We start from the raw sequence: 19,227 nt of genomic DNA on the forward strand, positions 1-19,227 counted from the left end.
CTCTCAGATGAAGTGGTATTCACTGTAGAGGCAGGATAAAAACTATCCTATTGTCATTTTTCGCATCGGGTTTATGTTTTCTGTTAACTGAGAAAGTTGTCACACATCTATAAGATTGGTCTTACAAGTTATTGCGTCACCTATTAAAAAGCTGGCGCAAGGCCAGCCTGAGGAGAAAAGTGGAAAGGGGGAGGTTACTTCGCTTTGACGGTCTCTTCGCCCACCAGCCCGATCTTGAGATAGCCCGCCTGATGCAGGGTATCCATCACTTTCATCATCGTCTCGTAATCAACGGTTTTATCCGCGCGGAAGAAGACGGTGGTATCTTTTTTGCCGGCGGTCAGGCTATCCAGGGCGTTAATCATATTCGCTTCGGTAACCGGGTCGTTGCCGAGGAACATGCTCTTATCCGCCTTCACCGACAGGTAGATGGGTTTTTCCGGTCGCGGTTGCGGCTGGCTGGAGGAGGCTGGCAGATTGACCTTCACGTCGACCGTCGCCAGCGGCGCGGCCACCATAAAGATAATCAGCAGAACCAGCATGACGTCGATAAACGGCGTCACGTTGATCTCATGCATTTCGCCGTTATCGTCCAGGTTTTCATTAAGACGCATCGCCATAGCCGATCAACCTACCCGTAATTTCTGCGCGCTGCGCACCGGCTTCACGCCGCTGGCGCTGAGGTCCAGATCGCGGCTTTGCAGCAGGAGTACCTGAGCGGCGACATCGCCGAGCGAGGCCTTGTAGCTGCCGATCATGCGGGCGAAGATGTTATAGATGACCACCGCCGGGATGGCGGCGAACAGGCCGATGGCCGTCGCCAGCAGCGCTTCTGCGATGCCCGGCGCTACCACCGCAAGATTGGTGGTCTGGGTCTGGGCGATGCCGATAAAGCTGTTCATGATGCCCCAGACGGTACCAAACAGGCCCACAAACGGGGAAATGGCGCCGATGGTCGCCAGATAGCCGTTACCGCGCCCCATATGGCGACCAACCGCCGCAACGCGGCGCTCAAGGCGAAAACCGGTTCGTTCCTTGATGCCTTCATTGTCTTCGGCACCGGCAGAGAGTTCGAGTTCGTTCTGCGCTTCATTGATAAGCTGGGTGGTGAGGCTTTTCGCCTCAAAGGCGCTGGCGATATCGCTGGCCTGATCGAGAGAGCGGGCTTCCGCCAGCTGCTGCTGTTCACGTTTGAGGCGACGCTTGCTGGCGAGGATTTCCGCCCCTTTACCGAAGAAGATGGCCCATGTGACGACCGACGCCAGAATCAGGCCAATCATCACCACCTTAACGACAATATCGGCATGATGATACATACCCCAAACGGAGAGATCCGCCTGCATCAAATTATTACCCACGCTCTATCTCCACGACGATAATCACAAAATCTGCCCACAATAATATCAAAACGACATCGAATTGATAGTGGTTCTCATTAGTATTTACACTGTGCAGCAAATCACGTTTATTTTCCTTGCGCTTACGCAGTAAAAAAGCGGCTAACTGCGGGCCTGGTAAAATTTTCGCCTGTATCGGCGGTGCGCTGGTACAGAAAAGCAGATTCATGTTAGTTTAGACGTCCAGACGTATAAAAACAGGTTCGTCAACATGGCTGATAAACATCTTGATACCGCGCTGGTCAACGCCGGGCGGAGCAAAAAGTACACCCAGGGCTCAGTGAACAGCGTTATCCAGCGCGCGTCATCGCTGGTTTTCGACACCGTCGAGGCCAAAAAGCACGCCACCCGCAATCGGGCCAACGGCGAGCTGTTCTACGGTCGTCGCGGCACCCTGACCCATTTCTCGCTGCAGGAAGCGATGTGCGAGCTGGAAGGCGGCGCCGGCTGCGCCCTCTTCCCCTGCGGCGCCGCGGCGGTGGCTAACACTATCCTGGCGTTTGTCGAGCAAGGCGACCATGTGCTGATGACCAATACCGCCTATGAGCCAAGCCAGGACTTTTGTACCAAAATTCTCGCCAAACTCGGCGTCACCACCAGCTGGTTCGATCCCTTAATCGGCGCCGATATCGCCCGTCTGGTTCGCCCTGAGACCCGCGTGGTGTTCCTCGAATCGCCCGGCTCGATCACCATGGAAGTGCACGATGTGCCGGCGATAGTCGCCGCCGTGCGTCAGGTCGCCCCGGAAGCGATTATCATGCTCGATAACACCTGGGCGGCGGGGATCCTGTTTAAAGCCCTGGATTTTGGCATTGATATTTCCATTCAGGCAGGCACCAAATACCTGATCGGCCATTCCGACGCCATGGTGGGCACCGCGGTGGCGAACGCGCGCTGCTGGCCGCAGCTGCGTGAAAATGCCTACCTGATGGGGCAAATGCTGGACGCCGATACTGCCTATATGACCAGCCGCGGCCTGCGCACCCTGGGCGTGCGCCTGCGTCAGCATCATGAAAGCAGCCTGCGCATCGCCGAGTGGCTGGCGCAGCACCCGCAGGTGGCGCGGGTAAACCACCCCGCCCTTCCCGGCAGTAAAGGTCATGAGTTCTGGAAACGTGATTTCACCGGCAGCAGCGGGCTATTCTCGTTTGTGCTCAGCAAGCGCCTCAATGATGCCGAACTGGCGGAGTACCTCGACAATTTCAGCCTGTTCAGTATGGCCTATTCGTGGGGCGGCTTTGAGTCACTGATTCTCGCCAACCAGCCGGAGCAAATCGCCCACATTCGACCGGATGCTGAAGTCGACTTCAGCGGCACGCTGATCCGCCTGCACATTGGTCTCGAAAATGTTGACGATCTGCAGGCGGATTTAGCAGCGGGCTTCGCGCGTATCGTGTAAAGTGACAGTCAGTGGCAACAATAGCGGACGCTTTTTAGCAAAGCGGCCGCTTTTGTTGCGCCCGGGATCAAGGTGCTCGGGCCTCTTCAGGAGTACACTAGTCAACAATACGGTACCACTTAGGAAAGTCCATGGTTGTCATTCAAGAGATTGTCGCCGCGCTGTGGCAACATGATTTTGCCGCATTGGCGAACCCTCACGTTGTGGGCGTTGTATATCTGGTTATGTTCGCGACCCTGTTTCTGGAAAACGGGCTGCTGCCCGCCTCCTTTTTACCGGGAGACAGCCTGCTGCTGCTCGCCGGCGCGCTGATTGCTAAAGGCGTCATGGACTTTGTGCCCACTATCGCCATTCTGACCGCCGCCGCCAGCCTCGGCTGCTGGCTGAGCTATGTGCAAGGGCGCTGGCTGGGCAATACGCAAACGGTGAAAGGCTGGCTGGCGCATCTGCCGCATAAGTACCATCAGCGCGCCACCTGCATGTTTGACCGCCACGGCCTGCTGGCGCTGCTCGCGGGCCGTTTTCTGGCGTTTGTCCGCACCCTGCTGCCAACCATGGCCGGGATTTCTGGCCTGCCGAACCGCCGCTTCCAGTTCTTCAACTGGCTGAGCGCCCTGCTGTGGGTCTGTGTGGTGACGGGTCTTGGCTATGCGCTGAGCATGATCCCGTTTGTGAAGCGCCATGAAGATCAGGTGATGACCTGTCTGATGATCCTGCCGATTGCCCTGCTGCTGGCTGGCCTGCTCGGCACGCTGTTCGTGGTCATTAAAAAGAAATATTGCAGCGCCTGACGCTTATCTGCCGGGGGGCCTGCGCCCGCCCGGCCGCCCTTTCCCGGTATTACATCCCCTGCATCGTGCGAATACGCGCGGCGTCTTCTCCCGGCGTCAAACCGAAGTAGCGCTTAAACTCGCGGCTGAACTGCGAAGGGCTTTCATATCCCACGCGCATCGCCGCCGCGCTGGCCTTCATGCCGTCATGGATCATCAGCATTCGTGCTTTGTGCAAACGGTAGTTTTTCAGATACTGCAAAGGAGAAGTGCTGGTCACCGCTTTAAAATTATGGTGAAACGCTGACACACTCATATTCGCTTCCGCCGCCAGCCGATCGACGCTGAGGTTTTCGGTGTACTGGCTTTCGATATGCTTGAGCACGCGACTTATCAGGCTGAAGTGGGTCTGCCGGCTGACCAGCGCCAACAGCGCGCCGCCGCAGGGCCCCGTCAGCACATAATACAGAATTTCGCGGACGATTTGCTTGCCAAGGATCCGTGCGTCCAGCGGCCGCTCCATCACGTCAAGCAGCCGTTCGGCAGCGCACAGAATATCCTCCGAGAGTACCGCGGAGTTTATCCCGCTGGAGGCGACCGCGGGCTGAAACAGTGGATCTTCGCCAATATCCATCAGCAGCTCTTGCAGTTGCAGGATATCGACGTTCAGGCGCATCCCGGCGAGGGGTACCTCCGGGGCGGCAAAGGTTTCGCACTCGAAAGGTAGCGGCACGGTCAGCAGTAAATATTCGTTTGTATCGTAGCGAAAAGTCCGCTCATTGATATAACCAATTTTATGGCCCGAAAAGAGAAAAACGATCCCCGGCTGATACATCACCGGCGTCCGGGGCCCCGGTTGCGTTCCGTACAGCAAACGGACGTCAGGCAGCAACGAACTTAACATTTCGTGCTTATCTTTCAGCAGGTTAATCTTCTCCGTTAATGTCCGACATATCTCTGAGTGTTGCATTGCCACCGTCTCTCCCGATGTTTCTTCACCTGTACATTGTGCGCAGGCCGCTACAAATTCTCCAGCCATATGGAGAAATAGGCAAGACATCGGCAGGAATGTGCATTGAGGGTCAACGGCGCCAGGACCACAATAACCTTCATCGGGCAGCGGTATCGTCCCTGTCGACGGTTTTACTCTTTGGAGGACTTAAGCAATGAATAATTTCGACCTGCATACCCCAACCCGCATTCTGTTTGGCAAAGGCGCGATTGAAAAGCTGCGTGAACAGATCCCGGCGGAAGCCCGCGTACTGATCACCTACGGCGGCGGCAGCGTCAAAAAAACAGGCGTCCTGGATCAGGTCCTCACCGCTCTGAATGGCCTGGATGTCCTTGAATTTGGCGGCATCGAGCCGAACCCGTCTTACGAAACCCTGATGAATGCGGTGAAACTCGCCCGGGAAGAGAAAGTGACCTTCCTGCTGGCGGTCGGCGGCGGTTCGGTGCTGGATGGCACCAAGTTTATCGCTGCAGCAGCCCACTACGACGCGGATATCGATCCGTGGGAAATTCTGGAAACCTATGGCAGCAAAATTGCCAGCGCCATTCCAATGGGCTCGGTACTGACTCTGCCAGCGACCGGTTCTGAATCCAACAAAGGCGCGGTCATATCGCGGAAAACCACCGGCGACAAACGCGCGTTTATGTCTTCGCACGTCCAGCCGCAGTTCGCGATCCTCGATCCGGTTTATACCTATACCCTGCCGCCGCGCCAGGTCGCGAACGGCGTGGTTGACGCCTTCGTCCATACCGTCGAGCAGTACGTGACCTACCCGGTAGACGGCAAAATCCAGGACCGTTTCGCCGAAGGCATTCTCTTGACCCTGATCGAGGATGGCCCGAAAGCCCTGCAGGAACCGGAGAACTATAACGTGCGCGCCAACATTATGTGGGCGGCGACGCAGGCGCTGAACGGCCTGATCGGCGCAGGCGTGCCACAGGACTGGGCGACGCATATGCTCGGCCACGAGCTGACGGCGATGCACGGCCTGGATCACGCCCAGACGCTGGCTATCGTGCTGCCGGCGCTGTGGAATGAGAAACGCGATGCCAAGCGCGAGAAGCTGCTGCAGTATGCCGAGCGCGTGTGGAATATTACCGAAGGCTCTGACGACCAACGTATCGATGCCGCCATCGCCGCAACGCGTCAGTTCTTCGAGCAGATGGGCGTGCCGACCCGCCTTTCCGATTACGGTCTCGACGGTAGCTCCATCCCGGCGCTGCTGGCGAAACTGGAAGAGCACGGCATGACTAAACTTGGCGAACATCAGGATATCACCCTGGACGTCAGCCGCCGTATTTACGAGGCTGCACGCTAAGCGCTCCCCGCCTGATTCACCTCTCCTTACGTTAAACAAACGCCGGGGAGAGGTGTTTTTACTACCGTTTTTAGCTATTTCGTCCAGACTTAATGCTACCCCTCGGCGGATCCTGCTTCGCCGAGTTCATTAACAGGAGGAAGGCATGACACATCCAACCGTTATAAAACTGCACGACGGCAACCTGATGCCGCAGCTGGGTCTCGGCGTGTGGAAAGCTGGCAACGAGGAAGTCGTCTCCGCCATTCATAAGGCGCTGGAAGTCGGTTATCGCTCTTTTGACACCGCCGCCGCGTACCAAAATGAGACCGGCGTCGGCAATGCGCTGCACAGCGCTGGCGTCAACCGCGATGAGCTCTTCATCACCACCAAGCTGTGGAACGACGATCAAAAACGGCCGCACGAGGCGCTGAAAGAGAGCCTCAGCAAACTGAAGCTGGACTATGTGGATCTCTATTTAATCCACTGGCCGGTACCGGCTATCGGCCATTACGTCGAGGCCTGGCAGGCGTTGATCGAGCTGCAGCAGCAGGGGCTGACCAAAAGCATTGGCGTGTGTAATTTCCAGGTACCGCATCTGCAGAAGCTGATTGATGAAACCGGCGTCGCCCCGGTGATCAATCAGATAGAACTCCATCCACTTATGCAGCAGCGTCAGCTGCACGCGTGGAACGCCACCCACAAGATCCAGACCGAATCCTGGAGCCCGCTGGCCCAGGGCGGCGAAGGCGTCTTCGATCAAAAAGTCATCCACCAGCTCGCCGATAAGTACGGCAAAACGCCGGCGCAAATCGTCATCCGCTGGCATCTTGATAGCGGTCTGGTGGTGATCCCGAAATCCGTCACGCCGTCGCGTATCGCGGAAAACTTTGACGTCTGGGACTTCCGTCTCGACAAAGATGAGCTGGGAGCGATCGCGAAGCTGGACCAGGGTAAACGTCTCGGTCCTGACCCGGATCAGTTCGGCGGATAATGCTCTCTCTTGCCATCGCCTTTAGCGCCTCGGCGTTAAAGGCGATCGCAGACCAGATGAATATCCTCTGGCTCCAGCGCAAACAGCGCCGGGTCGGGCTTATCCGCTAAGCGACATCCCTGAGCCAGATAAAAATCGACGGTGTTTTTGTTGGGGATCGACGAGATATAGAGGCCGGACGCCCCCATTTCTGGCAGCTGGTGCAGGGCATACTGAAACAGTCGCCGCCCCCAGCCCTGGCCGCGCTTTCCCGCCCCGACATAAAAGAATAATAGCTGGCGCAGCTCGCCATTCATGCCGCGAGGCAGCGTATCCAGCGCCGCTGCGGCAATCATCTGCTCATCGTCAAAAAAGGCGAAAAAAATACCGCCGCGATCGTAACAGGCCTCGTGAATCGGAGTATAAACCTGACGATCGTGAGGGTCCCAGCCACGCACGTCATAATATTCCCGATAAGCCCGCAGCTGACCGTTATCGAGACGGTAGAGCGTATCGATAATTTCGCTGCGGTCTATCTCCCAGAGCTGGTCCAGTTGTTGTCGCGACAGGATGACCGGCGTCATCACCTCTCTCCTTTTTTCACAGATGTTCCCGGCGAGCGATCCCGCCGGGCCAGCCGCTTAGCGTGATACGGCCTTCGGCTTAACGCGTTTTTTCGCGCCCGCAGCGGCAGGCGTCTGGCGCTGATGGGCGATCGGCGTGTGCTTGGTCAGCGCCGGACGAGTATGGCGGTTCTGGCGACGCGCTTCACGCATTTCGTCCAGGGTTGGCGCTGGCACCAGGCAGTCGCGACGGGAGCCAATCAGGTGCTTCTTGCCCATCGCCTCCAGCGCCTGACGGATCAGCGGCCAGTTTGCCGGATCGTGGTAGCGGAGCAGCGCTTTGTGCAGACGGCGCTGTTTATCGCCCTTCGGCACCACCACCTCTTCGCTCTTATAACCAATTTTACCCAGCGGGTTCTTGCCGGTGTAATACATGGTGGTCGAGTTCGCCAGCGGCGACGGATAGAAGTTCTGCACCTGGTCGAGACGGAAGCGATGCTTCTTCAGCCACAGCGCCAGGTTCACCATATCTTCATCACGGGTCCCCGGATGAGCGGAGATAAAGTACGGGATCAGATACTGCTCTTTACCCGCCTGCTTCGAATAGGTGTCGAACAGCTCTTTAAAGCGGTCGTAGCTGCCCATTCCCGGCTTCATCATCTTCGACAGCGGTCCCTCTTCGGTATGCTCCGGGGCGATCTTCAGATAGCCGCCGACGTGGTGGGTCGCCAGCTCTTTGATATAGCGCGGATCTTCGACCGCGATGTCATAGCGTACCCCGGAGGCGATAAGGATCTTCTTGATGCCCTTCAGTTCGCGAGCGCGGCGATAAAGATTGATCGTCGGCTCATGGTTGGTATCCATGTGCGGGCAAATATCCGGATAGACGCAGGAGAGACGGCGGCAGGTCTGCTCAGCGCGCGGCGATTTACAGCGCAGCATATACATGTTGGCCGTTGGCCCGCCGAGATCGGAGATCACCCCGGTAAAGCCGGGCACGGTGTCGCGAATGGCTTCGATCTCATTAATGATCGAATCCTCAGAACGGCTCTGGATTATGCGTCCTTCGTGCTCGGTGATCGAGCAGAACGAACAGCCGCCGAAGCAGCCGCGCATGATGTTGATTGAGAAGCGGATCATCTCATACGCCGGAATACGCGCATCGCCATAGGAAGGATGCGGCACCCGCTTGTACGGCAGCGCGAAGACGCTGTCCATCTCTTCGGTGGAGAGCGGGATTGCCGGCGGGTTGATCCAGATGTAGCGCTCGCCGTGCTTTTGCATCAGCGCCCGGGCGCAGCCGGGGTTGGTTTCGTGGTGCAAAATGCGCGAGGCGTGAGCGTACAGGACCTTATCGCCTTTCACCTTCTCGAAGGAAGGCAGCAGCACATAGGTTTTTTCCCACGGTTTGGGCCGCGGCGGTTGCACAGTAATGCTTTTCGCTTCCTGTTTTTTCGGCGCGACCGGTTTGTTATCGGCGCACGGCAGATCTTCACCGTACGGATGCGGGATGGGGTCAATTTTACCGGGCGTATCCAGACGGGTGGAGTCCACGCCGCTCCAGCCCGGCAGCGCCTCTTTCACCATGATGGCGGTATTGCGCACATCGCGGATCTGGTCGATGGTTTCGCCCATCGCCAGGCGATGAGCCACTTCCACCAGCGGACGCTCGCCGTTGCCGAACATCAGCATATCGGCCTTGGAGTCCACCAGCACCGAGCGGCGCACGGTGTCGGACCAGTAATCATAGTGGGCGGTACGACGCAGGCTGGCTTCGATGCCGCCGAGGATCACCGGCACATCTTTCCACGCCTCTTTACAGCGCTGGGTGTAGACGAGGGTAGCGCGGTCCGGACGTTTGCCCGCCACGTTACCCGCCGTATAGGCATCGTCATGACGTAGTTTACGGTCGGCGGTGTAACGGTTGATCATTGAGTCCATGTTGCCGGCGGTCACGCCGAAGAACAGGTTCGGTTTGCCCAGACGCATAAAGTCGTCTTTGCTGTTCCAGTCCGGCTGGGAGATGATCCCTACCCGGAAACCCTGCGCTTCCAGCATGCGGCCGCAGATAGCCATCCCGAAGCTCGGGTGGTCGACATAGGCGTCGCCGGTGACCAGAATAATGTCGCAGCTATCCCAGCCAAGTTGATCCATCTCTTCACGCGACATCGGTAAAAAGGGCGCAGGGCCAAAACAGGCAGCCCAGTATTGCGGCCAGGAAAAAAGGTCACGATCCGGTTGGATCAGGGATATTGCGCTCATATTGCTTCCGGGGAAAATGATAAAAAAATAACCAAAAGGGCGTGGATTATAAGCCGGAATGATAGTGGAAATGAAGGAGGATTTTCTCAAACCCTGACCGTGCGCCGGCCAGGGTCAAAGAGATTACGGCGCGGGATTCACCAGCATCTGGCCGATCGAGCCGCGATCGGCAAGCTCCAGCGTCTGACTCAGATACTGGAACGGGAAGTGCGGCCACGACGGTTGAGCGTAATAGACCAGCAGCTCAACCTGCCCGTCGACCCACACGGTGTCCTTCCAGCCGCGATCTTCCGGGAAAGGAGACGAGCCGTTGACATTACGGATCTGGAACATCACCCCTTCAATATGGAACGACTGCGGGCGGTCGGCGCGCACCGTCCAGCGCTCCCAGGTCCCCTGCTGCGCCGTGATATCGATACGCTGCGGATCCCACAGCTGGCCGTTGATGCCCGGATCGTCGCCAAGGGTGATATCCCGGCTGCGGATCGGCGTACCGGAGAGCAGCTCGGTCGGCAGCAGGCGCACCGGCAGACTGTCGGTCACCAGCGGCAGCAGCCCGGTCGGACGCAGCGTCAGCACCAGCGTGGAGACCAGGATGCTTGACGGTTCAAAAAAACCGCGGATACGGTCGACGATGCTCGCCGCTTCGCCGCAGGTAATGGATACTTCATCGCCGTTAGTCATATCGACCAGAATTTCACGCCGCTCCCCCGGGGCCAGCGATAGCTGCTTGAGCGAAACCGGCGCCGGCAGGAACCCCTGATCGCCGGAAATCACATGCAGCAGTCGGCCATCGCTCATCTGCAGCTGATAGCGCCGGGAGTTGGAAGCGTTCAGCAGGCGCAGGCGCACCCAGCCGCGCGACACTTCAACATACGGGCTCTGCACGCCGTTAACCAGCAGCGTGTCGCCCACAAAGCCGCCGCTGCCCGGTTCGCTATATTCCGGCGTGCCGAAGTTATCCAGCCGTTTATCCTGAATAATCACCGGGAAGTCATCGACGCCATAGTGGTTAGGGATCGGCAGGTTCTTGCTGACCTCGTCTTCCACCAGCCACATGCCCGCCAGACCGTTGTAAACCTGTTTCGCCATCCGGTTCGGCGTGTTGGCCTGATACCACAGCGTCGCCGCGCTCTGGCGGATAGGCAGCACCGGCGCCCAGTCGGCGTTCGGCGACATCATGCGCGCCGCGCCGCCAATCAGCGGGCCAGGCACCTGCAGACCGCGGATGGTCATCGCCACGTTCTCCGTCAGGCGGTTGCTGTAGATAAGCTTGACGTCGTCTCCGTTCCAGACGCGGATCGTCGGCCCCATATAGCGGCCATTGATCCCCCAGACGGGGGCGCGGGTGCCGGGGGTAAACGACCAGTGGGAACGCTGCAGCGTCAGAAACAGCGGCTGGCCGCGACGAGATTCCAGCAGCGGCGGAACCGGCAGCGCAGGCTGCTGGCCGGCGGCATGGGCCTTCAGCGGCGCGGCGCCAGCGCACAGCGCTACGCCGGAAGCCTTAATAAACTGACGCCGACTGAGTGACATATTAACTCCATGACATACTGACAAATGAAAAAGGGAATTCGTTTCCCGCCAGCAATACGCGCGCGTTGGCGGCGTTTCCTGTCTTATTGCTTTCCAGCCGCTTCGCGCTCGGCCACTTCGTTGTCCAGATCAGCGATTTTGGCGGCCATCAGCTCGCGGCAATGCGTCGCCAGCGCGCGCACGTTGTCTTTACCAAACTGCGTGGTATCTACCGGCGGCAGCATTTCCACAATCACCAGACCGTTGTTCCAGCGATTGAGCTTTATTTTATTCGATGTATTCGAGACACACACCGGAATAATCGGCACCCCAGCGGCAATAGCCGCGTGAAAAGCCCCGGTTTTAAACGGCAGCAGGCCGCGGCCGCGGCTACGGGTCCCTTCCGGGAACATCCAGAACGAAATTTTACGCTTTTTAAAAGCGTTGACGACTTCGGCAATAGTGCCGTGCGCTTTGGTTCGGTTATTACGGTCAATCAGCAAATTGCCCGTCAGCCAGTACAGTTGGCCAAAGAACGGGATCCACAGCAGGCTCTTTTTACCTACGGTGACCGTCGGAGCCTGCACGATATTCGACGCCGTCACCATATCATAGTTGTTCTGGTGGTTAGCGATGTAGATCGCGTTGCCATAGCTTTCCGCGTCGGCGGGTTTGCGTAGCTCTACCTTGAGGCCAAATACCGGAGATAAACGGCCAAACAGATGGCCGAAAGTGGCAACGTGTTTTGGATTACGTGGGCTGAACAAGCAGTACAGACAGCCAAGTACGCACACTACGATGCAATAAATGACCACGAAAATTACTCGAAAAATGAATAGCATAGCTACCTCTAAAACCCAAACCGCTTAGAATTATTCGCTGCTGGCAGAAGGCAGGCTCACAAGTTCTGCGCAGGCCGGGACCGTTCTTCCTGGGTCCCTGATGATGGACATTGTTAATCGCAACGCCTGAATAAACAACGATTTTGCGGCATTTTTTCGTCTCCTCCCGTCAAAGAGGGGAGGAGACGCGCTTACTCTTCGCTATCGCCTGCCGCGGCACGACGCGGCGAGTCAATTTCCACGCGGTCAATTTTCTGCAGCCCGCGCATCAGCGAACCGCGGCGGCCGCGCTCGCCGGTGACTTTTTGCAGCTCTTCCGGACGCAGTTTGATCTTCCGTTTGCCGACGTGAATGGTCAGCGTACTCTGCGGCGGCAGAACAAACAGATGTGCCAGACCGTCCTGGCCGGCTGCGGCTTCCGCCGCCGGAATGCTGATAATTTTGTTGCCCTTGCCTTTCGACAGCTGCGGCAGATCGCTGACCGGGAACATCAGCATCCGCCCGGCGGCGGTGATGGCCAGCAGCATATCGGACTCATCCTCAATCACCAGCGGCGGCATCACGTGCGCGTTGTCAGGCAGGGTGATTAGCGCTTTCCCGGCACGGTTGCGCGCCACCAGATCGTTGAAGGTACAGACGAAACCGTAGCCCGCGTCGGAAGCCATCAGCAGTTTCTGATCGTCGCTTTCCATTAGCATATGCTCCACGGTCGCGCCCGGCGGCAGGGTCAGTTTGCCGGTAAGCGGTTCACCCTGGCCACGCGCGGAAGGCAGAGTAATCGGATCGATGGCATAGCTGCGTCCGGTGGTATCGATAAACACCACCGGCTGGTTGCTCTTGCCCTTCGCCGAGGCTTTCCAGCTGTCGCCCGCCTTATAGCTCAAGCCCTGGGCGTCAATGTCGTGTCCTTTGGCGCTGCGCACCCAGCCCATCTGCGACAGAACGATAGTCACCGGCTCAGACGGCAGCATGTCATGTTCGCTCATCGCTTTCGCTTCTTCACGCTCGTGAAGCGGCGAGCGACGGTCGTCGCCGAAGGCATCGGCATCGGCCTGCAGCTCTTTTTTCAGCAGGTTGTTCATCTTACGTTCAGACGCCAGAATCGCCTGCAGCTGGTCGCGCTCTTTTTCCAGCTCGCTCTGCTCGCCGCGGATCTTCATCTCTTCCAGTTTGGCGAGGTGGCGCAGTTTTAATTCCAGAATCGCTTCCGCCTGGGTTTCGCTGATGCCAAAGCGCGACATCAGGGCCGGCTTCGGTTCATCTTCAGTGCGGATGATCTCAATCACTTCATCGATATTAAGAAACGCCACCAGCAAACCTTCGAGGATATGCAGGCGCTTCAGCACTTTCTCTAACCGATGGTTTAGACGGCGACGCACGGTATCGCGACGGAACACCAGCCACTCGCTGAGGATCTCCAGCAGGTTTTTCACCGCCGGGCGGCCGTCAAGGCCGATCATATTGAGGTTGATGCGGTAGCTCTTCTCCAGATCGGTGGTGGCGAACAGGTGGTTCATCACCTGTTCCATATCCACCCGGTTGGAGCGCGGGACAATCACCAGACGGGTCGGGTTTTCGTGGTCCGATTCGTCGCGCAGATCGTCAACCATCGGCAGCTTTTTATTGCGCATCTGCGCCGCAATCTGCTCCAGCACTTTGGCGCCGGAGACCTGATGCGGCAGCGCGCTGATCACCACCGCGCCGTCCTCTTTACTCCACACCGCGCGCATGCGCACTGAGCCGCGCCCGTTCTGGTAGATTTTGCGAATTTCCGCCCGCGAGGTGATGATCTCCGCCTCGGTCGGGAAATCCGGCCCCTGTACGATATCCAGCAGTTCGTCGAGGGTGGTTTTCGGCTGCTCAATCAGCGTAATCGCCGCTTTGGCCACTTCCCGCAGGTTGTGCGGAGGAATATCGGTCGCCATGCCTACCGCGATGCCGGTGGTGCCGTTCAGCAGGATGTTCGGCAGACGCGCTGGCAGCATTTTCGGCTCCTGCAGCGTGCCGTCAAAGTTTGGCACCCAGTCGACCGTCCCCTGCCCCAGCTCGCTGAGCAGCAGCTCGGCATACTTCGACAGGCGGGATTCGGTGTAACGCATGGCGGCGAAAGATTTGGGATCGTCCGGCGCCCCCCAGTTTCCCTGACCATCCACCAGCGGATAGCGGTAAGAGAACGGCTGCGCCATCAGCACCATCGCTTCATAGCAGGCGCTGTCGCCGTGCGGGTGATATTTACCCAACACGTCGCCGACGGTGCGGGCGGACTTTTTGAATTTCGCGCTGGCGTTCAGCCCCAGCTCGGACATCGCATAGACGATGCGACGCTGGACCGGTTTTAAGCCATCGCCAATAAACGGTAATGCCCTGTCCATGATCACGTACATGGAGTAGTTCAGGTAAGCATTTTCCGTAAATTCATGCAGCGCAAGGCGCTCTGCCATATCGCTCATTAATCGTGGATCCTCAATCTGGGTACCGACCGTTCGGACGGCAAAACTACCCGCGATAATACCCGATCTCACGCCCTGAGTCACAGGCCGTGAGATCGGCTGAGGATTCCGTCACGCTTAATCAGGCCAGCGGCAGATAAATATCGGTTTGCAGTTCATGCTCAGCCACCTCATGGACAAAATTGAGGTAACGGAAGTACACCGGAAAATCCCGTAACGTCTCGCCTGAAGCGGGTAACCAGTCGCGATAGAGAAACCAAACGCTGTTCGCCAGCGTGTCCAGCGAGCCGTGATGGCGCACGACGGCGCAGCGTCCGCCGGGGATTTCGCCGTTAATCACGCCAAAGGCGTTTTCACCAACCGGCCGATCGACCGTACCGCAGATATCAAAACGAAATGCCTCCTGCGGGGTGGTCTGCGGATCGTCCCAGGCGATCCCCCAGGTATCGCTGGTGGCGACGGGCGATAGTCCGCTCGTCTTACGCCAGGCGATAAAACGCGCGGCGGTGGCGTTGACAAGGTCCGGGCTACCGCGATGTTGCAGTACGGCTATCCGGGTGGAGGGGCACGAAATAATGTTGACGTCCATCGACGTTTGCTCCTGTAGCGTATGTTTCGGTACGCGTCGATGCCACTCGGCCCAGTCCGGTTGTTGACGGAATTGGGTCGGGCTTTGGTCAAACGCGGTACGGAAGGCACGACTGAACGACTCCGCATTCTGAAATCCGGCATCAAGGGCAATATCGATGACTTTATCGCGGGGGTTGAACGCCAGGCGCCAACAGGCGCGTCGCAGACGCAACCACTGAATATACCGGTACAATGGAATGCCGGTATAAGCGCTAAATTGCCGGTGAAAATGGTAAGGCGAACTGTGCGCTATCGCGCTCAGCGTCTCCAACGACAGCGGCTCATCAAGATGGCGCGCAATGTACTTACAGACGCGCTGGAAGCGCCCGACATACGCCGGGCTGGCCTTAATATCGTTCATCGTCTCCTCCTCGCGACATACTCTGACAGAGCGAGGATCGCGATTCCTGACCGATCTTGCGCTTATCCGACGGAGACTTATGGCGCGATTTTACGGATCTGTTTAACGTCGATTTCTACCGAGTTCCAGTCCTTATCGACTTCCCCCTGAATTTCTACTGTGTCCTGCGGGCCGACGGTCACGCCGTTCCAGCGCTTGTGGTCGATATCGACATTGATCACCCCGGAAGCATCCTGGAATTTATACAGGTCATCAGAGATGCGCTCGACGATTTTACCGCGCAGGGTCACCCAGGTGTCATCACGCAGCGACTTGGCGTTCGCCACGGTGGTCACCGCCCCGCTCGGCCCGGTGAAGCCGCCAGCCTGGGTGGTAGTGGTAGTCGACGGTCCGGTGAATCCTCCCTGCCCGGCGGCCAGTACCGGCATGGAAACCAAAGCAATAATCGCGGTCATCGCAGCAATTTTTTTCATCTTATATTCTCCCTTTTGTGTTGGTATGGCTCCTATTACGCCCGACAAAACTTAACGACTTCTTAAGCGGAAAAAAGAAATTTTAATGCTGTACATCACCCGCTTCAACGCGGTTTACTGCGCAAAGAAACGGGATCGTCGGAGGGAAACATGCGCATATTACTGGTGGAAGATGACAAGCTTATCGGCGACGGCATCAAAGCCGGGCTGAGCAAAATGGGCTTTAGCATTGACTGGTTTACCGCCGGGCTGGAGGGCAAAAATGCCTTATACAGCGCCCCCTACGACGCCGCAATCCTTGACCTCACCCTACCCGGCATCGATGGCCTCGATATTCTGCGCGAATGGCGCGATAAAGGCCGCCATGAGCCGGTGCTGATCCTCACCGCCCGCGATGCCCTCAGCCAGCGGGTGGAGGGCCTGCGCCTGGGCGCCGATGACTACCTGTGCAAACCTTTCGCCCTGATTGAGGTGGCAGCGCGCCTCGAAGCGTTGATCCGCCGCGCGCACGGCCAGAGCAGCAGCGAACTGCGCCACGGCAAGGTGATCCTCGATCCGAACCGCTTAACCGCCAGCCTCGACGGCGAAAGCCTTGCGCTGAAGCCGAAGGAGTTCGCCCTGCTGGAACTGCTTATGCGCAACGCCGGGCGCGTATTGCCGCGTAAGCTTATCGAGGAAAAGCTCTACACCTGGGACGACGAGGTCTCCAGCAACGCCGTGGAAGTTCACGTCCATCATCTGCGCCGCAAGCTCGGCAGCGACTTTATCCGTACCGTCCACGGCATCGGCTATACCCTGGGTGACGCATGAAACGACTTGCCCGCCTGAGCCTGCGCCTGCGCCTGACGCTGCTGTTTGCCGTACTGACCACCGCCGCCTGGGGGATGGCCAGCGTTATCGCCTGGCAGCAGACCAGCAAAAAGCTGGATAAGCTGTTCGATACCCAGCAGCTGCTGTTCGCTCGCCGCCTGAGCGTCATGCATTTCGATGAACTGCGCGCCCCGCCCGCCTTACTCGGGGAAAAGAAAAAGGTACGCCACGGGCACATCGACGACGACGCGCTGGCGTTCGCCATCTTCACCCGCGACGGCAAAATGGTGCTTAATGACGGCGAGAACGGAGAGGATATTCAGTGGAATTCGCAGCGCGAGGGATTCAGCGATGGCTATCTGCGTGACGACGATGACGAGTGGCGTTTCCTGTGGTTAACCACCGCCGACGGCCGCTACCGCATCGCCGTCGGCCAGGAGTGGGATTACCGGCGCGAAATGGCGATGGATATCGTGACCTCGCAGCTCACCCCGTGGATGGTTGCCCTGCCGCTGATGTTCGTGCTGCTCATCGTGCTGTTAAGCCGCGAGCTGGCGCCATTGAAAAATCTGGCGCGCACGCTGCGCCTGCGCGCGCCGGACTCGGCGGATTCGCTCAGCGTGGAGAAGATCCCCGCCGAAGTTCGCCCGCTGGTCGAAGCGCTGAATCAGCTGTTCCGACGCACTCACGACGCCATGCTGCGCGAGCGTCGGTTTACCTCTGATGCCGCCCATGAGCTACGCAGCCCGCTGGCGGCGCTGAAGGTGCAGACCGAAGTCGCCCAACTCTCCCTGGACGATCCCGAAGGGCGTGAGAAAGCGTTGGATCAGCTCCACCAGGGGATCGATCGCGCCACCCGACTGGTGGATCAGCTGCTGACGCTGTCGCGGCTGGACTCGCTCGCCCAACTGGATGATGTGCAGCAGGTCGCTATCGCCGATCTGCTGCAGTCGGCAGTGATGGAGATGTATCACCCGGCGCAGCAGTCCGGGATTGAGCTGCGCCTGCATCTTAATGCCAGCCACATCGTCCGCATCGGCCAGCCGCTGCTGCTCAGTCTGCTGGTGCGCAATCTGCTGGATAACGCCGTACGCTATAGCCCTCGCGGCAGCCAGGTCGATATCACGCTCAACGCCCGCGAGTTCCGGGTGCGCGATAACGGCCCAGGCATTAGCCCGCAGGCGCTCTCGCGCATTGGCGAGCGTTTTTATCGTCCGCCGGGGCAGGAGGCGCCGGGCAGCGGCCTGGGCTTGTCGATCGTCCGGCGCATCGCCTCGCTGCACGGCATGCAGGTTGATTTTGCCAACGCGCGCGACGGCGGCTTCGAGGCCCGCGTGTACTGGTAGCGAGATTATTGCTCATTTGGCAAAAGACTTTGCACATTTTGCTCATTTTACTGCCCCGCTTCGCGGGGTAAGATCGTCGGCAAATTTTCATATATGAGGGTAAAAAATGAGCAACATCCTGATTATCAATGGGGCGAAAAAGTTCGCGCACTCTAATGGTCAACTGAACGACACCCTGACCGAGGTCGCGGAGAGTTATCTGCGCGACGCCGGGCACGATGTTAAAAGCGTTCGCGCCGAAAGCGAGTACGACGTAAAAGAAGAAGTACAGAATTTCCTGTGGGCCGATGTGGTGATCTGGCAGATGCCGGGCTGGTGGATGGGCGCTCCGTGGACGGTGAAAAAATATATGGATGACGTCTTTACCGAAGGCCACGGCTCGCTGTACGCCAGCGATGGCCGTACCCGCTCCGACGCCAGCAAAAAATATGGCTCCGGCGGCCTGGTGCAGGGGAAAAAATATATGCTTTCTCTGACCTGGAACGCGCCGATGGAAGCCTTCACCGACAAAGACCAGTTCTTCCACGGCGTCGGCGTTGACGGCGTTTACCTGCCGTTCCATAAAGCCAATCAGTTCCTCGGCATGGAGGCATTGCCGACCTTTATCGCCAACGACGTGATTAAAATGCCTGATGTCCCACGGTATATCGCAGAATATCGCAAGCATCTGGCGGAAATTTTTGGTTAACTAGGGGTCTATGCTCTACATATTTCGAGTTATTGGAACCTGGAGTATGACAAGATCCACACAGAAGGAGTTGAGTTAACCATGTTAACAGTGATTGCAGAAATCCGTACCCGCCCGGGCCAGCACCACCGCCAGGCGGTTCTCGATCAGTTCGCGAAAATTATTCCGACCGTTTTGCAGGAGGCCGGCTGCCACGGCTATGCCCCGCTGGTGGATCATGCCGCCGGCGTCAGCTTCCAGACCACAGCGCCCGACTCTATCGTCATGGTCGAGCAGTGGGAAAGCGTCGCGCATCTTGAAGCACACCTGCAAACCCCGCACATGAAAGCCTGGTCGGAAGCGGTCAAAGGCGATGTGCTGGAGACCAGCATCCGTATTCTGCAGGCTGGCGTTTAAGTCCGCCGACTCAGTAATGCCATGAAAAAGGGAGCCTGAGGCT

18 protein-coding genes and 1 pseudogene are annotated in these 19,227 nt (G+C 58.1%); 8 read left to right on the forward strand and 11 right to left on the reverse strand.

The window, feature by feature from the left end; translation table 11 throughout:
• Window positions 1-194: 194 nt before the first annotated feature.
• The 3 genes from exbD to BHE81_RS15275 are packed head-to-tail and all read right to left on the reverse strand — an operon-like array spanning window position 195 to window position 1,566.
• Window positions 195-620, reverse strand: coding sequence for a TonB system transport protein ExbD (gene exbD, locus BHE81_RS15265; RefSeq protein WP_002916785.1), 426 nt, complete (start codon window positions 618-620; stop codon window positions 195-197).
• A gap of 6 nt (window positions 621-626) precedes the next feature.
• Window positions 627-1,358, reverse strand: coding sequence for a tol-pal system-associated acyl-CoA thioesterase (exbB, locus tag BHE81_RS15270; protein ID WP_004174395.1), 732 nt, complete (start codon window positions 1,356-1,358; stop codon window positions 627-629).
• The gene (locus BHE81_RS15275; RefSeq protein ID WP_004213772.1) at window positions 1,351-1,566 is read right to left on the reverse strand and encodes a hypothetical protein; all 216 of its coding nucleotides are present in this window, start codon (window positions 1,564-1,566) and stop codon (window positions 1,351-1,353) included. Before BHE81_RS15275 ends, exbB begins: the two co-directional genes overlap by 8 nt.
• A 42-nt stretch (window positions 1,567-1,608) precedes the next feature.
• On the opposite strand from BHE81_RS15275, the gene metC reads away from it, so the two are divergent.
• On the forward strand, window positions 1,609-2,796 hold the full coding sequence (metC, locus tag BHE81_RS15280) for a cystathionine beta-lyase (protein WP_004213773.1): 1,188 nt from the start codon (window positions 1,609-1,611) through the stop codon (window positions 2,794-2,796).
• Between the two features lie 131 nt (window positions 2,797-2,927).
• Window positions 2,928-3,587 (forward strand): DedA family general envelope maintenance protein YghB, encoded by a 660-nt coding sequence (gene yghB, locus BHE81_RS15285; protein ID WP_002916791.1) that lies wholly within the window; start codon window positions 2,928-2,930, stop codon window positions 3,585-3,587.
• Between the two features lie 49 nt (window positions 3,588-3,636).
• On the opposite strand, the gene BHE81_RS15290 is transcribed toward yghB, so the two are convergent.
• Entirely contained in the window at window positions 3,637-4,536 is a 900-nt protein-coding gene (locus BHE81_RS15290; protein ID WP_110246684.1) for an AraC family transcriptional regulator, read from the reverse strand.
• A 196-nt stretch (window positions 4,537-4,732) separates the two neighbouring features.
• Between BHE81_RS15290 and yqhD the strand changes: the two genes are divergently transcribed.
• Together yqhD and dkgA are read left to right on the forward strand one after the other, a co-directional pair.
• Window positions 4,733-5,896: an alcohol dehydrogenase gene (gene yqhD / locus BHE81_RS15295; RefSeq protein ID WP_004144551.1), complete on the forward strand. Its 1,164-nt coding sequence runs from the start codon at window positions 4,733-4,735 to the stop codon at window positions 5,894-5,896.
• 145 nt (window positions 5,897-6,041) lie between these two features.
• Window positions 6,042-6,869, forward strand: coding sequence for a 2,5-didehydrogluconate reductase DkgA (gene dkgA / locus BHE81_RS15300; protein WP_002916796.1), 828 nt, complete (start codon window positions 6,042-6,044; stop codon window positions 6,867-6,869).
• 35 nt (window positions 6,870-6,904) lie between these two features.
• Here the strand turns inward: dkgA and BHE81_RS15305 are convergent, their stop codons facing one another.
• The 7 genes and pseudogenes from BHE81_RS15305 to BHE81_RS15335 form a co-directional block, all read right to left on the reverse strand.
• A complete protein-coding gene (locus tag BHE81_RS15305) occupies window positions 6,905-7,432 on the reverse strand; it encodes a GNAT family N-acetyltransferase (protein ID WP_004144550.1) in 528 nt (175 codons plus the stop codon).
• Window positions 7,432-9,763: pseudogene (locus BHE81_RS15310) on the reverse strand (YgiQ family radical SAM protein). The gene BHE81_RS15305 and the pseudogene BHE81_RS15310 overlap by 1 nt, the downstream one beginning before the upstream one ends.
• A 33-nt stretch (window positions 9,764-9,796) precedes the next feature.
• Window positions 9,797-11,209 (reverse strand): cell division protein FtsP, encoded by a 1,413-nt coding sequence (ftsP, locus tag BHE81_RS15315; RefSeq protein WP_004144547.1) that lies wholly within the window; start codon window positions 11,207-11,209, stop codon window positions 9,797-9,799.
• Window positions 11,210-11,292: 83 nt separating this feature from the next.
• Entirely contained in the window at window positions 11,293-12,030 is a 738-nt protein-coding gene (gene plsC, locus BHE81_RS15320) for a 1-acylglycerol-3-phosphate O-acyltransferase (protein WP_002916826.1), read from the reverse strand.
• Between the two features lie 191 nt (window positions 12,031-12,221).
• Window positions 12,222-14,480 carry a DNA topoisomerase IV subunit A gene (gene parC / locus BHE81_RS15325; RefSeq protein ID WP_004181324.1) on the reverse strand — a complete coding sequence of 753 codons (2,259 nt, stop codon included), beginning with the start codon at window positions 14,478-14,480 and terminating at the stop codon, window positions 12,222-12,224.
• 121 nt (window positions 14,481-14,601) lie between these two features.
• A complete protein-coding gene (locus BHE81_RS15330) occupies window positions 14,602-15,471 on the reverse strand; it encodes an AraC family transcriptional regulator (protein ID WP_023301492.1) in 870 nt (289 codons plus the stop codon).
• Window positions 15,472-15,548: 77 nt separating this feature from the next.
• Window positions 15,549-15,944, reverse strand: coding sequence for a YgiW/YdeI family stress tolerance OB fold protein (locus BHE81_RS15335; protein ID WP_002916833.1), 396 nt, complete (start codon window positions 15,942-15,944; stop codon window positions 15,549-15,551).
• 150 nt (window positions 15,945-16,094) lie between these two features.
• On the opposite strand from BHE81_RS15335, the gene qseB reads away from it, so the two are divergent.
• From qseB to BHE81_RS15355, 4 genes are all read left to right on the forward strand, one after another.
• A complete protein-coding gene (qseB, locus tag BHE81_RS15340; RefSeq protein WP_002916836.1) occupies window positions 16,095-16,754 on the forward strand; it encodes a quorum sensing response regulator transcription factor QseB in 660 nt (219 codons plus the stop codon).
• Complete coding sequence (gene qseC, locus BHE81_RS15345; protein WP_023301491.1) at window positions 16,751-18,100, forward strand: quorum sensing histidine kinase QseC; 1,350 nt, start codon at window positions 16,751-16,753, stop codon at window positions 18,098-18,100. Before qseB ends, qseC begins: the two co-directional genes overlap by 4 nt.
• Before the next feature lie 106 nt (window positions 18,101-18,206).
• Window positions 18,207-18,788, forward strand: coding sequence for an NAD(P)H-dependent oxidoreductase (locus BHE81_RS15350; RefSeq protein ID WP_002916840.1), 582 nt, complete (start codon window positions 18,207-18,209; stop codon window positions 18,786-18,788).
• An 81-nt stretch (window positions 18,789-18,869) separates the two neighbouring features.
• Window positions 18,870-19,184, forward strand: a complete 315-nt coding sequence (locus BHE81_RS15355; protein ID WP_002916842.1) for a putative quinol monooxygenase — start codon at window positions 18,870-18,872, stop codon at window positions 19,182-19,184.
• Window positions 19,185-19,227 lie beyond the last annotated feature (43 nt).

It is taken from the genome of Klebsiella sp. AqSCr (assembly GCF_008452795.1).
Taxonomy (GTDB): Bacteria; Pseudomonadota; Gammaproteobacteria; order Enterobacterales; family Enterobacteriaceae; genus Klebsiella; species Klebsiella pneumoniae.

Excerpts from the sequence above, each read along its gene's own strand:
- qseB (WP_002916836.1), top strand. The coding sequence starts at position 16,095 with ATGCGCATATTACTGGTGGAAGATGACAAGCTTATCGGCGACGGCATC.
- BHE81_RS15330 (WP_023301492.1), bottom strand. The coding sequence starts at position 15,471 with ATGAACGATATTAAGGCCAGCCCGGCGTATGTCGGGCGCTTCCAGCGC.
- BHE81_RS15275 (WP_004213772.1), bottom strand. The coding sequence starts at position 1,566 with ATGAATCTGCTTTTCTGTACCAGCGCACCGCCGATACAGGCGAAAATT.
- yqhD (WP_004144551.1), top strand. The coding sequence starts at position 4,733 with ATGAATAATTTCGACCTGCATACCCCAACCCGCATTCTGTTTGGCAAA.
- BHE81_RS15335 (WP_002916833.1), bottom strand. The coding sequence starts at position 15,944 with ATGAAAAAAATTGCTGCGATGACCGCGATTATTGCTTTGGTTTCCATG.
- qseC (WP_023301491.1), top strand. The coding sequence starts at position 16,751 with ATGAAACGACTTGCCCGCCTGAGCCTGCGCCTGCGCCTGACGCTGCTG.
- yghB (WP_002916791.1), top strand. The coding sequence starts at position 2,928 with ATGGTTGTCATTCAAGAGATTGTCGCCGCGCTGTGGCAACATGATTTT.
- BHE81_RS15355 (WP_002916842.1), top strand. The coding sequence starts at position 18,870 with ATGTTAACAGTGATTGCAGAAATCCGTACCCGCCCGGGCCAGCACCAC.
- exbD (WP_002916785.1), bottom strand. The coding sequence starts at position 620 with ATGGCGATGCGTCTTAATGAAAACCTGGACGATAACGGCGAAATGCAT.
- BHE81_RS15350 (WP_002916840.1), top strand. The coding sequence starts at position 18,207 with ATGAGCAACATCCTGATTATCAATGGGGCGAAAAAGTTCGCGCACTCT.
- parC (WP_004181324.1), bottom strand. The coding sequence starts at position 14,480 with ATGAGCGATATGGCAGAGCGCCTTGCGCTGCATGAATTTACGGAAAAT.
- ftsP (WP_004144547.1), bottom strand. The coding sequence starts at position 11,209 with ATGTCACTCAGTCGGCGTCAGTTTATTAAGGCTTCCGGCGTAGCGCTG.
- metC (WP_004213773.1), top strand. The coding sequence starts at position 1,609 with ATGGCTGATAAACATCTTGATACCGCGCTGGTCAACGCCGGGCGGAGC.
- BHE81_RS15290 (WP_110246684.1), bottom strand. The coding sequence starts at position 4,536 with ATGCAACACTCAGAGATATGTCGGACATTAACGGAGAAGATTAACCTG.
- BHE81_RS15305 (WP_004144550.1), bottom strand. The coding sequence starts at position 7,432 with ATGACGCCGGTCATCCTGTCGCGACAACAACTGGACCAGCTCTGGGAG.
- plsC (WP_002916826.1), bottom strand. The coding sequence starts at position 12,030 with ATGCTATTCATTTTTCGAGTAATTTTCGTGGTCATTTATTGCATCGTA.
- dkgA (WP_002916796.1), top strand. The coding sequence starts at position 6,042 with ATGACACATCCAACCGTTATAAAACTGCACGACGGCAACCTGATGCCG.